At 58.6% G+C, this 12,917-nt stretch carries 16 protein-coding genes; 8 read left to right on the plus strand and 8 right to left on the minus strand.

The genetic code is table 11. From position 1 onward, the window contains the following. The first annotated feature begins 2 nt into the window (after positions 1 to 2). From flgC to P0X85_RS04995, 8 genes are read left to right on the plus strand one after another with little or no spacing between them, the layout of a single operon-like run. Complete coding sequence (gene flgC, locus P0X85_RS04960) at positions 3 to 395, plus strand: flagellar basal body rod protein FlgC (protein ID WP_275809388.1); 393 nt, start codon at positions 3 to 5, stop codon at positions 393 to 395. 17 nt (positions 396 to 412) lie between these two features. After that, positions 413 to 706 carry a flagellar hook-basal body complex protein FliE gene (gene fliE, locus P0X85_RS04965; protein ID WP_275809391.1) on the plus strand — a complete coding sequence of 98 codons (294 nt, stop codon included), beginning with the start codon at positions 413 to 415 and terminating at the stop codon, positions 704 to 706. Beyond that, positions 706 to 975 (plus strand): flagellar biosynthetic protein FliQ, encoded by a 270-nt coding sequence (locus P0X85_RS04970; RefSeq protein ID WP_275809394.1) that lies wholly within the window; start codon positions 706 to 708, stop codon positions 973 to 975. The genes fliE and P0X85_RS04970 overlap by 1 nt, the downstream gene beginning before the upstream one ends. 2 nt (positions 976 to 977) lie before the next feature. Further along, positions 978 to 1,694 carry a flagellar hook-basal body complex protein gene (locus tag P0X85_RS04975; protein ID WP_275809398.1) on the plus strand — a complete coding sequence of 239 codons (717 nt, stop codon included), beginning with the start codon at positions 978 to 980 and terminating at the stop codon, positions 1,692 to 1,694. Positions 1,695 to 1,706: 12 nt separating this feature from the next. After that, positions 1,707 to 2,492 (plus strand): flagellar basal-body rod protein FlgG, encoded by a 786-nt coding sequence (flgG, locus tag P0X85_RS04980; RefSeq protein ID WP_275809401.1) that lies wholly within the window; start codon positions 1,707 to 1,709, stop codon positions 2,490 to 2,492. After that, positions 2,492 to 2,920: a flagellar basal body P-ring formation chaperone FlgA gene (gene flgA / locus P0X85_RS04985; RefSeq protein ID WP_275809404.1), complete on the plus strand. Its 429-nt coding sequence runs from the start codon at positions 2,492 to 2,494 to the stop codon at positions 2,918 to 2,920. Before flgG ends, flgA begins: the two co-directional genes overlap by 1 nt. A 9-nt stretch (positions 2,921 to 2,929) precedes the next feature. Next, positions 2,930 to 3,655 (plus strand): flagellar basal body L-ring protein FlgH, encoded by a 726-nt coding sequence (gene flgH, locus P0X85_RS04990; RefSeq protein WP_275809407.1) that lies wholly within the window; start codon positions 2,930 to 2,932, stop codon positions 3,653 to 3,655. Between the two features lie 8 nt (positions 3,656 to 3,663). Next, on the plus strand, positions 3,664 to 4,155 hold the full coding sequence (locus P0X85_RS04995; protein ID WP_275809410.1) for a flagellar basal body-associated FliL family protein: 492 nt from the start codon (positions 3,664 to 3,666) through the stop codon (positions 4,153 to 4,155). Between the two features lie 15 nt (positions 4,156 to 4,170). On the opposite strand, the gene P0X85_RS05000 is transcribed toward P0X85_RS04995, so the two are convergent. The 8 genes from P0X85_RS05000 to flgK all read right to left on the minus strand — a co-directional run bounded on the left by P0X85_RS05000 (position 4,171) and on the right by flgK (position 12,916). Next, positions 4,171 to 4,536: a hypothetical protein gene (locus P0X85_RS05000; RefSeq protein WP_275809413.1), complete on the minus strand. Its 366-nt coding sequence runs from the start codon at positions 4,534 to 4,536 to the stop codon at positions 4,171 to 4,173. Then, positions 4,533 to 5,618 (minus strand): flagellar type III secretion system protein FlhB, encoded by a 1,086-nt coding sequence (flhB, locus tag P0X85_RS05005; RefSeq protein WP_275809416.1) that lies wholly within the window; start codon positions 5,616 to 5,618, stop codon positions 4,533 to 4,535. Before flhB ends, P0X85_RS05000 begins: the two co-directional genes overlap by 4 nt. Next, positions 5,615 to 6,391, minus strand: coding sequence for a flagellar biosynthetic protein FliR (locus P0X85_RS05010; protein ID WP_275809420.1), 777 nt, complete (start codon positions 6,389 to 6,391; stop codon positions 5,615 to 5,617). Before P0X85_RS05010 ends, flhB begins: the two co-directional genes overlap by 4 nt. After that, positions 6,388 to 8,475, minus strand: coding sequence for a flagellar biosynthesis protein FlhA (gene flhA / locus P0X85_RS05015; protein WP_275809423.1), 2,088 nt, complete (start codon positions 8,473 to 8,475; stop codon positions 6,388 to 6,390). Before flhA ends, P0X85_RS05010 begins: the two co-directional genes overlap by 4 nt. Continuing rightward, positions 8,475 to 9,245, minus strand: coding sequence for a lytic transglycosylase domain-containing protein (locus P0X85_RS05020; protein ID WP_275809426.1), 771 nt, complete (start codon positions 9,243 to 9,245; stop codon positions 8,475 to 8,477). The genes flhA and P0X85_RS05020 overlap by 1 nt, the downstream gene beginning before the upstream one ends. 104 nt (positions 9,246 to 9,349) lie before the next feature. Beyond that, positions 9,350 to 10,447, minus strand: a complete 1,098-nt coding sequence (locus P0X85_RS05025) for a flagellar basal body P-ring protein FlgI (protein WP_275809429.1) — start codon at positions 10,445 to 10,447, stop codon at positions 9,350 to 9,352. After that, positions 10,447 to 11,460, minus strand: coding sequence for a flagellin (locus P0X85_RS05030; protein WP_275809431.1), 1,014 nt, complete (start codon positions 11,458 to 11,460; stop codon positions 10,447 to 10,449). Before P0X85_RS05030 ends, P0X85_RS05025 begins: the two co-directional genes overlap by 1 nt. A 1-nt stretch (position 11,461) precedes the next feature. Next, on the minus strand, positions 11,462 to 12,916 hold the full coding sequence (gene flgK / locus P0X85_RS05035; RefSeq protein ID WP_275809434.1) for a flagellar hook-associated protein FlgK: 1,455 nt from the start codon (positions 12,914 to 12,916) through the stop codon (positions 11,462 to 11,464). Position 12,917: the final 1 nt, after the last annotated feature.

A 12,917-nucleotide genomic window follows, 5' to 3' on the forward strand; every position in this document is an offset into this window, starting at 1 on the left:
CGATGAGCGACTTTTCCAACGCCTTTTCGATCGCGGCATCCGGCATGAAGGCGCAGGCGATGCGCCTGCGTCATGTTTCTGAGAACATCGCGAATGTCGACACCCCCGGCTACCACCGCAAGACCGTCAGCCTCGAGGAGGCCATGCATGATGGCGCGCCGAGCGGCGCCGTCAGCCTGGGCGAGATGCAACTCGACCGACGCGAACCTGCACGAATCTATGACCCCGGCCATCCGATGGCGGATGAAAGCGGCTACTACGACGGCTCGAATGTCGATCTGGTAGTCGAAATCGCTGACGCGCGCGAAGCGCAGCGCAGCTACGAGGCGAACCTCCGAATGTTCGATCAGACACGGCAAATGTCGTCGGCTCTGCTCGATCTGTTGCGCCGATAACCCCGAGGAGATCCAGAATGGATTTGAGAACCTCTTTTGCATCCCAAAGCTACGCCCAGGCCCGCGCCGCGGCCGCACCGAGCCCACAAGCGGGCGGGCCTGGACAATCAACGTTTGCATCGGCCGCAGAGAGCTTCGCGGACACGCTGAAAAGCGGAGAAGAGACCGCGCGTGCGGCGATGGTTGGCGGGGCGGACCCGCATGCCCTCGTGCAAGCGCTCGCACAAACCGAATTGGCCGTCGAAACCGCCGTGACCGTCCGCAACAAGGTCGTCGAGGCCTATCAGGAAATCCTGAGGATGCCGGTCTGATGCTAGAAGAAGCCGTCTTTTTCGACACGATGCGCCAAGGTCTTTGGGCCGCCGTCATGATCTCTGCACCGATGCTCACCGTCGCACTGGTCGCAGGCGTGGCCATCGGCCTGTTTCAGGCGCTGACCTCCGTTCAGGAAATGACGCTCACGTTCGTGCCCAAGGTGGGCGCGATGCTGATCGTCTTCTGGGCGTCGATGTCCTTCATGTCCGGGACGCTGGTCGACTTTTTTCAGGGGCGCATCATCCCCATGATCGTCGGAGGCTGAGCATGGACAACGCCATCTATTCCGCCCTGACCCGCCAATCGGGGTTGATGCAGGAAATGCGCGCGGTTGCGAACAATATTTCCAATATCTCAACCACCGGATTTCGGCGGGAGGGCGTGATCTTCTCGGAATATGTTTCCGGTCTCGGCGGCGAGGAACCCTCGCTTTCAATGGGGTTCGCCCATGGTCGGCATATCGATCTGGCACAAGGCCCGCTGAACCAGACTGGCGGCACCTTTGACTTCGCTATCGAGGGGCAAGGGTTCTTCATGATCGAGACACCGCAAGGTCCGCAACTCACCCGCGCGGGGAGTTTCACCCCATCGCCCGAGGGCGAGCTGGTGACACCGGACGGATACCGTCTGCTCGACCAGGGGGGCGGTCCGATTTTCGTGCCGACCGGTGCGGGACCCGTCTCGCTGGCGCAAGACGGCACACTGTCGGCAAACGGCACACCCATCGCGCAGATCGGGATGTTCATGCCTGCCGACCCTAACGACCTCAAGCATGTGGGCGGCACACGGTTCTCAGCCGAAGGCGGCGCGGTTCCGGTGGAAACTGCCACGATTCTTCAAGGCTATGTCGAGGAATCTAACGTCGATCCGGTCTCGGAAATCGCCCGTATGATCGAAGTGCAACGCGCTTATGAAATGGGCCAGACCTTTCTCGACCGGGAGGATCAGCGCATCCGTTCCGTGATCTCGACCCTCGTGAAATAAGGAGTTCGACCGATGCGAGCCCTACAGATTGCAGCCACCGGGATGAGCGCGCAGCAAATGCGCGTCGAAGTCATCTCGAACAACCTCGCGAACATGTCGACGACGGGATACAACGCCCGGCGCGCCGAGTTTGCAGATCTCCATTACCAGCAGATGACGCGCCCCGGCACGATTTCCGCAAGCGACGGCACGGTCATTCCGGCCGGTGTTCAGCTTGGCCTCGGGGTGCGGCCGACAGCAGTTACCGTCAATCTCTCACAAGGCTCGCTCAGCGCCACGAATGGCGATCTGGATGTAGCCATCGACGGGATCGGCTACCTTGAAGTGACGATGCCTTCGGGTGTGTCGGGCTATACGCGTGACGGCGGTCTCAAGCGATCGCCAGACGGTTTGATCGTAACGTCGGACGGTTATCCCGTCGTGCCGGGCGTGACCATTCCCGCCGATGCCCGCGCGCTTGCGATCAATGCCTCGGGCGAGATCTACGCCTACTTCACCGATCGGGTTGAACCACAGCTTCTTGGGCAGTTCACGCTCGCCAGTTTCACCAATGAAAAAGGGCTCGAAGCGGTTGGCTCGAACCTCTTTCTGGAAACCGGGGCCTCTGGGCCGCCGCTTGTCTCAACACCGGGGCAGGATGGGCTTGGCACCCTGCGGCAGGGCTATCTCGAGGAAAGTTCGGTCGATCCGGTGCGTGAAATCACCGAACTGATCAAGGCGCAGCGCGGGTATGAGCTGAATGCCAAAGTCATTACCGCCGCCGATCAGATGCTCGGTGCAACGACGCAGGTGCGCTGATGCGTCTGATCCTTCCCACCGTCATCGCCTTCGGCGCAATGACCAGCCTCGCCTGCGCCGACACCCTGATCGCCAACCGCAATATCCGTGCTCAAACCGTGATCCAGCCCGAAGATCTCGCCCTGTCGCACGAGCCCTTTGCCGGGGCACTGTCAGCGCCGGAACACGCGATCGGGCTTGAAACGAAAATCGCGATCTACGCCGGTCGCCCGATCCGCCCGGAGGATATCGGTCCCCCTGCCATCGTTCAGCGCAATCAGATCATTTCGCTCGCATTCACGCGCGGAGCGCTCCGAATAGAGGCCGAAGGTCGCGCCCTTGAACGCGCGGCGGTCGGCGATGTGATCCGCGTTATGAACGCATCCTCCAAATCCATTGTGACCGCCCGCATCGGCTCGGATGGTACGGGCTTTGTCAACGCTCAATAAAGGTTTCACATGCGCAAGCTTCTCATTATCACCCTGTCTCTCGGACTGATCGGCTGTCAGCGGCTCGAAGACGTCGGAAAGGCGCCGGCATTCACACCGGTCGAGAACGGCAATGAGTTCCATGCCATGTCGAGTCCGCCAATGCCGGACACGATTTCACCTCAGATGCCCGGTAGCGAGGCTTCACTCTGGTCCGGGTCTCGCGTCTCACTTCTCGGGGACCGCAGGGCCGCAGAACGTGGCGATATTCTGACCGTCGTAATCGAGATTGATGATGAAGCGCAGATTTCGAATTCCAGCGGGCGCAGCCGCTCGGGCAGCGATGCGATGGGAATTCCATCCCTTCTTGGCATCCCGCAGCGGTTGAACGAACGCTTGCCACAGGGCGCGTCGATGGCCGAGGCCTATTCGACGAATTCCAGCAGTTCGTATCAGGGCGATGGCTCGGTCGCGCGCAAAGAGAAACTCACCCTGCGCATTGCCGCGACGATCACCGAACGCTTGCCAAACGGTGTGTTGCGGATTCAGGGGAGCCAGGAAGTCCGCGTGAACTTTGAGGTGCGCGAGTTGATCGTGACAGGCTTCGTACGCCCCGAAGATGTCAGCCGTCAGAATGAAATAACCTATGACAAGATCGCCGGCGCGCGCATCTCCTACGGCGGGCGTGGTCAGATCACCGATGTGCAGCAACCGCGGATCGGCCAGCAAGTCGCCGACATCCTGCTTCCGTTCTGAGGTGCGCCATGGGTAAACTCATTCCGATCCTGCTTGCCCTGATCGGGCTCGCCGCGGGCGGAGGGGCGGGGTATTTCCTGCGCCCCCCCCCGCAAGACGAAACCGCCACTGATGTTTGCGCCGAACTTCCCTCGAAGCCCGATCTCACTGAGGATATCCCCGAAGGCGAGCCCACCGTCGAATATGTCAAGCTGAACAATCAATTCGTCGTGCCGGTCGTGAATTCGGGCACAGTCTCGGCGCTGGTCATCATGTCCCTCAGTCTTGAGGTCGACATCGGGTCGACCGAAGCGGTCTACCGCGCGGAACCCAAGATCCGGGACGCGCTGCTGCAAGTCCTGTTCGACCATGCCAATGCGGGCGGCTTCGATGGCGCCTTTACCGGATCGGCGAATATGGATGTACTCCGCCGCGCGTTGCTGGAGGCCTGCCGGAGTATTCTCGGTGAAAACGTCCGGAACGTGTTGATTTCCGACATTGTACGTCAGGACACGGCGTGAAAAACGCCGCTGACCTCAGCGGCGTTTTTTAATCTCCGCGGCAGATAGCTGTTCGTGCAAGCGTCTCAGGACATCCGCGCGCGCAAAAGCTTGCGCAGCTTTCGCATGCTGTTCTGCGCGCAGCTCTTGCAAACCCTTCAGGTCATTCTGCGCCCGCTCGATTTCCTTTGCCGCCCAGCGCTCGAAAAGCTCGATCCTGGCAGTAAGACCAAAATCCGCTCCAGAGTCATGACGCACTGAGGCAAGCGTCTGACGGCGCGCCGCGATCTCATCGAGACAGGCAGACTCTCTGCGACGAATATCAGCCAAAGCTCCCAGTGCCCCATCCGAACGCATCTGCGCGATGCGCTGCAACTGTCTGAGATTGTCCAAACTGGTCATCGCCGCCCCATCGCCCGCGCGGCGCGACGAATCCTCTCTGCAAACCGGATTGCAGCGGCAACCGCTTTATAGTGCTCGGGCCGGATCTCGGCGCCAACCTCGATCGTCGCATAAAGAGCCCGGGCCGTGGGCGGGTCCGAATGAATCGGAACGCCAGACTCCGCGGCGATCTCACGGATCCGTGCCGCCAGTTCATCAACACCTTTCGCCACACAAACGGGCGCGCGACCTCCTGCTCGATCCCACTTCAAGGCAACGGCATAGTGTGTCGGGTTGACAACTACGACATCAGCCGTCGCGACATCACCAAGCATCTGCTTCGTCGCAAGCTCAATCCCTTTTTGGCGCCGCTGTGCCTTCATATGCGGGTCGCCCTCGGACTGCTTCATCTGGTCAGTCAGTTCCTTACGCGACATCCGATTGCGCCGAAGAAACTCCGCCCTTTGCCATAGATAATCGATGGCGCCCATGACCGCGGCGATAATCAAGATCAACAGGAGAAAATCACCAATGATCTCGGCCAAGCTGATGACCACCTGAGCGGCGGGCAAGTATTGCGCGGTCAAAATTTCATCCATTCGATCCATGAGAAAGACGCCCAGGACCACAGCGATGATTGTCAATTTGATCGCGCTCTTCAGAAATTCGAAGAAACCGTTCCGCCCGAATTTTTGCCCTGCATTCTTTATCGGGTCGATACGGTTCATTTTTGGCATGAGTTTTTCGGGCGCAAAAACGATTGCGCGCTGCGCCATGAGAGCCCCCAAAACAAATAAAAGCGGGACGAGGAACCAAGGCGACAAGGGACCCAACAGATTGAGCATTAGAGCACCGGTTGCGCCGGACCCCGCAATAAAGAACTGTTCCGAGAACGTGTCCGAATTCTCGATGAGCGAGGACAGCACGCGACCAAACCCCGAGGCAAGCGTCGCTCCGAGCCCCAGCAAAACAATCAACAATCCTCCGTAGGATGCCGCCACGCTGATCTCGGCCGACTTGACCAGATCACCTTTCTTGCGCGCCTCTTCAAGTTTCTGCGGAGTTGGCTCGAACTCCTTTTCGCTATCGTCTTCCTCACTCATCGCATGCCCTCAAGTGGCGCGACGAGAAACGCGGTGAAAGCCTCGTGCCAGACAGAAAGCGCAATCGGGGCCGAAAGAGCCAGCAAAACCAACCCGCCTGCGGTCAGGGCAGGCGCGCCAACAAAAGCAACCATAAGCTGTGGCATGGCCCGGTTAATCGCACCAAGCGCAACGTTATAGATCAGCCCGGCAATTACAAACGGCCCGGCAATGGTAAACCCCAGACCGAACACTCGCGCCACGCCCGCAACGCCCCATTCCAAGGCGAACGTTCCCACGATTCTGAGACCTGGCGGGAAGGCTTCGTAGGACGCGATCAGAAACTCGATAAGGCGAGTGTGCAGACCAAGACCCATCGCAAGCGCTATCCCCCCGACGACAAGCAGGTTTCCGACCGCGGGCTGAGGCTCGCCCGCCGATCCGCCAAAAAGCTGAGACAGTGACATCGCTTGAGCGGCAATCGTGCCAGCAATTTGCAACGCCGCAACAAACAGGCGAAGAACAGCGCCCATAAGAAGACCCGCGACAACCTCCATCAACATGAGGCCCGGCACTGGCACTGCATTGAGCGCAACCAGAAGATCGGCGGCGATAACGGGTGCGACAACGACGCTCAGCGCCAACGCGAGCACCAACTTAACCCGCGCGGGAATCGAGCTTTCGCGAAGACCCGGCGCCATGGCCGCCATCGCTCCCACGCGCAGAAACACCAAAAACCAGATCAAGAGCACCTGATTGGAGATCTGTAGAAGATCGGCAAGCTGCGCGGTCATGCCGGCACCACGCCAACCATCGCAGGCCGCGCGTCGAACCCGATTTCATCGAAGCTGAGCACTGGCACCGAAATGCCTTTGGCACCCAGAATGGCCTTGATAAAACGGCGACGACGCGCGGTTGTGACAAGAGCCGGAAAAATTCCTACCTCCCCAGCTTTCGACACCTTGTCGGCGATGCCATTCGTTAATTTATTGAACATCTCAGGCGGAAGTGCCACGTCGGTCTGCCCACGATCACCCTGAACCTGGTAGGCAGCGAAAGTCTCCTCCCATTCGGCAGCAAGCTGGATAAGCGGGATGGACCCGTCTTCTCGACGCACATCAGAGATCAGCTGAAATCCAAGCCGCTGACGCACATATTCGCAAATCGCCTCTGGCGACTGAAGATGCCGCGCCTCGGCAATGGCTTCGACGATCAACAGCAGGTTTCGGATCGAGACCTGCTCTTCCAGCAAAAGCCGCAGCACAGACAGCAAGAGATCGACGGGAACCTTGTCCGGTATCAACTCATCGAGAATACGGCGATTGGAATCGGCGCGCGTCGGGTCGGAAAGGTTGCAGGTCTCATCCAACAGTCGGCGCAGCGCGCGCAAAGTCATCAGTCGCCCGAAATTACGCTTGATGACTTCCAGCAAATGCGTGGCCAGCACTTCTGTCGGCCCTACGACAGTCGAGCCCGCCAAGGCTGCATCTTCCTGATCCGCCGTGGTGACCCAGCGTGCTGGCGCCCCATATACCGGCTCTTTCACATCAGCCCCATTGGGGAGCAAATCGCGATTATCCGCGATCAGGGCGAGCACTTTCTCGGGATATAGGCGGTCTTTGGCCTGTTCCGCCCCCTGAATACGAATGCGATAAGTGCCCGCGGGCAGTGCGGCATCATCGGTTAACCGGATTTCAGGCAATATTAGGCCATAGTGTGCGGCAACATGATTGCGCATATTCACAATCCGCGCGTCCAACCCCGTTGCAGGGTCGAGTGCCATCGCCACAAGATCCGGCGCGAATTCAACGTGAATATCATCGACATCAAGAACATCCCCGATCGATTTTTTCCGAGGCGTCTCAGCCGGGGCAGGCATTTTCATCGCCTCACGCCGAAGCCTTTTGTGCTCTGCTCTGAACAACGCAAATGCCGAGGCGCCCAGAACGACGGCGCCTGCCATGAACGGGATGAAAGGCAATCCAGGAACGAGACCAAAGAGCGCCATCAGAATTGCCACCGTCGCAAGCGCCTGCGGAAATTTTCCAAGCTGGCGGAACAGTTCCAGATCCGCAGAACCTTTGGACCCACCTCGGGCCAGCAGGATCGCAGAGGCGATCGAGATAATGACCGCAGGGATCTGACTCACGAGACCATCGCCGACCGTCAGAATGGCGTAGGTCTCCAACGCGCGGCCAATTTCCATTCCATGCACCAGCGTACCAATCATCAGGCCGACGATGAGGTTGAGCATCGTGATAAGGAGCCCTGCGACCGCATCGCCCTTCACAAATTTAGACGCGCCATCGAGCGATCCGAAAAAGGTCGTTTCCGCTTGCTCTCGTTCGCGCCGCGCGCGGGCCTCGGCGTGGTCAATAGCACCCGCATTCATGTCACTGTCGATAGCGAGCTGCTTGCCTGGCATCGCATCGAGGGCAAAGCGGGCACCAACCTCTGCCATACGCCCGGCCCCCTTTGTAATGACGATGAAGTTGACGATCAAAATGACGCAGAACACCACCAGACCAATGAGGACGGAACCGCCCATAATGAAATTTGCGAAACCCTGAATAACGTTTCCCGCCGCGCCCGCACCCTTGTGCCCCTGCCCAATAATAAGCTTGGTCGATGAGACGTTTAGCGAAAGCCGGAGCATCAGTGAGGCTAGCAGAACGGTCGGGAACGCAGAGAAATCCAGCGGGCGCTCGACAAAGAGGGTGATCGTGAAAATGAGGATCGCAATCGAGAATGAGGCCGCGAGCCCGACGTCAAGGATCCAGGCGGGAACGGGCAAAATCATCATCACGATGACGGCCATAAGTGCGAGCGAAAGCAGTATGGTCGGCTGAAACAGCGTCGTCAGCGTGAGCTTGACCATCACTCCGACTCCTGTCCTGAGAGTGCGGCGGCGAACAGGCTGGCACCGGCAGCAATGCCCATCCCTGCCCGAGACGGGCCTTCCCGGACAAATAACGGATAGGTGTTCACCCTCTCCCGGACTGCGGCGCGACCTTGTCCCGACAATGCGACGATATCCGGAATGTCAGGGATTGCAGCATAGCCTGCTCCCGCGCGATCCGTCTCCGAACTGTCTTCGCCAGCGAATTTCGCGCGAAACGAGGCAAACCGCTGCGCATATTTGTCCGCATATTTCGGCGTTCGGGAATGATAGGCGCCAGCAGCTTCTCTCCAAGAGCCTTTCTCTTGAAACAGCTCACGTAGGAATTTCGCAGCATATCGGCCATTGGCAAGGGGATCGAACATCTCATCAATCGATGAAAACGCCTGCCCGTGCCATTTGTAGTTGATTTGAAAGCAACCAACATCGAAGCTACGGGCTCCGCGCTTGAATTCCTTGAAGACATAAGCTCGGGCTTCGTCAAGCGTATCGAACCAATGTCCTTTTCCCTCCATGTTGACGGTCCATGCCCAAGGGCGAAATTGGCCATCGCGCTTACGCCCTGTTTCGTTCAGCGAGATCGCCTTGAGCACTGAAACCGGAACATCGGTTTCTTTCGCCACGCGTTCAGCGGCAGCTTCACAAAGTGCCGCAAAATCCCCGGATTGTGAGGCTGCGGCATCGCTGACGGCAAAGGCCGCGCTCAAAAGCACCAGCAGTCGTAACGTGACAGATCTTCCAATCCGCATGGGTTTCACCCTGTAATTGCAATTCTTGCAACATCAGGAATAGCCCGCACGTCTTTAGAAATGGTTTCCGACAAACGGGCCGAAGAGAACTTCTTCTAACTTATTTAGTTTACAATGAAATCCGCGTGCAGAGCCCCGGCTGCATTGATGCTTTTGAGGATGTCGATCATATCTCTCGGACTTACACCCAACGCATTCAAACCCGCGACCACTTCGGACAAGGTGCTACCTTCGTCGACCTCGGCCATCTGCAGACCGGGCTCCTCCGTGATCGACGCTTCCGAGCGCGGAACCACCACGGTCTCCCCCTGTGCAAAAGGATTGGGCTGCACGACGATCGGCGCTTCTTGAATACGCAGCGTAAGGTTCCCCTGACTGACCGCGACCCGAGAAATCCGCACATCCTGTCCCATGACGATCGTGCCAGAGCGCTGATCAACGACAACTCTAGCCCGCTGTTCCGGCTCAACCGCCAGATTTTCGATCCGGCCAATCAAATGCGCCGCAGAGCGCATGTTTGCAGCCTGCACGCTGAGGGCAACGGTACCAGCATCCTGCATCACCGCAACGCGCTTGCCGAATTCACCGTTGATCACCTTCTCAATACGACCAGCCGTCGTAAAATCAGGGCTGCGAAGCGCCAATCTGATCGTATTCAGGCTGTTCAACTCGAACGATATCTCGCGCTCGATACGCCCACCGGACGGGATGCTCCCCGATGTAGGCACCCCTTGGATAACAGACGCCGCATCGCCCTCGGCGGAGGCCCCCCCCGCAATGATCTGACCCTGAGCGACGGCATAGATATCACCATCAGCCGCCTTGAGCGGTGTCATGATGAGGGTACCACCCAGCAGGCTTTTCGCATCGCCAATCGCCGCGACAGACACATCGATCTGGCTTCCGGAGCGTGCAAAAGGCGGGAGTGTCGCCGTTACGAGAACTGCCGCCACGTTCTTGGGTCGAAACTGCTCTCCGGTAACGTTAACGCCCAGCCTTTCGAGGATATTGGACATGATCTCCTCGGTGAAGGGCGCATTTCGGATTCCGTCTCCCGTCCCATTCAGACCGACCACCAAACCATAACCAACCAGATCATTGCCGCGTACGCCATCAAACTCGACAAGATCCTTGAGTCGAATCTGCCCGGCAAGCAAAACCTGCGGAAGGATGCACAGCAAGAACGTCAAAATATGCTTCATCAGATGTAATCCACGAGTGAGAGTCCCGACAGGCGCGCAGTGAGCGTGTAGAGCGTTTCGAGCTGGGTCTGCACGGCCTCAAGTGCCGTTGCCGCTTCATACGGATCGACGGCAAGCATCTCGGTGCGCACGATTTGCAAACTGGATGCCTGCGCTTGGTTTCGGGCTTGCGCGGCAGATATCGATGCTTCATGCGTGCCGATCTCGGCCCGCAGCGCCGACAAAGACCCCTCCGCCGTTAGCATGAATTCGCCGGCAGAGTTGGTAAGACTTGTGCGGGCCGCAGGATCACCATCAAACAGTCCGTCGTGAACCAGCGCCGCAAGCGCAAACCCCTTCATCGCATCGCGAATACGGTGATCCGCAGCATTCGCTCCAACAGTCAGGTTCTCACCCTCTGCGATACGCAGGGGACCGATCGCCTGATCGCTGCCTGAATAGGCCAAATCAAGAAATCCACCGCCACCAACAGGGGCATCAAACCAATCTACGAGGGCTTGAACTGCATCCTGAGGTGTGGAAGCCGCCCCGACAAGTGGCTGCAGGATTCCAATAATTTGCTGGGAATCCATCACCGGCGGCGCCCCTGTCTCGGCCCCCCCGAAAATGTAACGCCCTGCGACATTCGTGTTGAGCGCGGACACCAGGGCACCGAACTTTTCCCGTGCATCATTCGTCGACGTCTGAACCAAAATCGGGCTCGCGCTGGTCGCCGCTGACAGAAGCAACGGACCCAACTCGCCGGACAAATCCTGAATCAAACCAAGGCTCGCTTGCATTGTCGAGGTCAGGACTCCGGCTTCGGAGGCAACCACCTCATAGGCATCAATCACGTTTAGACTGCGGTCAATACCCGCGAGGATCGTGACATCGCCGCCGAGTTTCTCCGCGACGTCTTGTGCCTGCCCCGTCACAACCTCTTCCGATAAACGATTGAGCACCGTTTTAAGCTGAACGTTGTGCTGACGAAGTTGAAAGCTCTGCGCCATATCGCCGATCGAAACGTAGTTCATCTCATAGCTCCAACATCTGCGAAATGAGCGCGTCGATCGTCTGGATCACACGTGCATTAGCGGCATAGGCTTGCTCCACTTTCAGCAGCATTTGCATCTCATGATCCGTGTCGACCCCGTCCGCGAGCGACAGTTGTGTCAAGCTCTCCTGGCGCGACAAAGCATATGCTTCGCGAGTTTCCGCAGAGAGCCGATCACCCGCGACCTGCGAGGCGAGGTGTCCGACCAGTGACGATGCGGAAAATGGCCCCCCCGAAAACTCCCCGGAAGATGGGAGCCTGTCTTGCGACAAAGCCGATATCATGCCGTTCAGAATATCCGCATTGCCCGATACGCCCTCGGTCACTGCGCCCAGGCCATCTCGCAGCCGCCAGGCTTCTCCGCCTTGCAAGGGATCAACCGATGCGTTCAATTGCAGTCGGCCAGCCAAGCCCACTTCGAGCAGTGGATCTAAAGCCCCGCCATTGTCGGTGAACAGGCCGGGCGCACCCGGCGGGATGGTCGGATCAATTGAGCTATCGGAGAAACGTTCGATCAGGTCGCGCGCAACCGCGTCTATTTGTCCCTGGGCCGAGGGCGCCAGCTCATCGCGAATGGCAAACAGCGCCCCCAATGCGCCGCCACCGAGAACACCGTCATCCGCGCTTGAGATCGGCATGCCATTCAACGTCAGCCCGGACAACGCACCCGATGCCTGCGTCATATCCGCAGTTATTACGCCCACCGTGTCAAAACCGATAACCGCCGCATTTCCTTCGAGAAGGATCGCACCGCCGGTGGTAAAGAGCGATATCTGGTCGTGATCGCGGTTCACCTGACGCACCGGAACGATCTGTGCTATCTCATCTACGAGCGCTTGCCGCTGATCCATCAATGCGGTCGCGTCCCGCCCGGAACTGCGCTGCGCAAGAATGACAGCATTCAACTCATCGACCTGCGCCAAGCTTTCGTTCAGACGTTTGACCTGTGCTCCAATGCTTTGGTCCGCCTCTACGCGGATCGTCGATAGCTCTCGATCAAGCGAATTTACCTGTGTCACGATCGAGCGAGCCGACTCCAGAACAGAGGCGAGCCGTGATGCACTATCCGGACGCGAGGATGCCTCAATCAGCGCCGACTCAAACGCAGCAAACCGCGCCGAGAGTGATTGTGGATCATCAGAGTTGCCAATCCGCCCCTCCAGTCGGGACAAAAAATCGGACCGTATCTCAGCATTCGAAACCGCCGCATCGGATAAACGACGATCTTGCAGGACGACCTCGTTGGTGACGCGGTTTACACCAACGACGCGTACGCCCGCACCGGTCCCACCCATGGATTGCGACGCAAGCTCCAGCTCGCGCCGCGCATATCCTTCGGTCATCGCATTTGCCGTGTTGGAGGCAACGACATCCGCCATCCGCGCCGCGGCGGTTAGCCCCGACAATGCATTGGACAGTGAGCTCGAAATACTCATG

Origin of the sequence: Pseudothioclava nitratireducens (assembly GCF_029210495.1) — a bacterium.
Lineage (GTDB): Bacteria > Pseudomonadota > Alphaproteobacteria > Rhodobacterales > Rhodobacteraceae > Pseudothioclava > Pseudothioclava nitratireducens.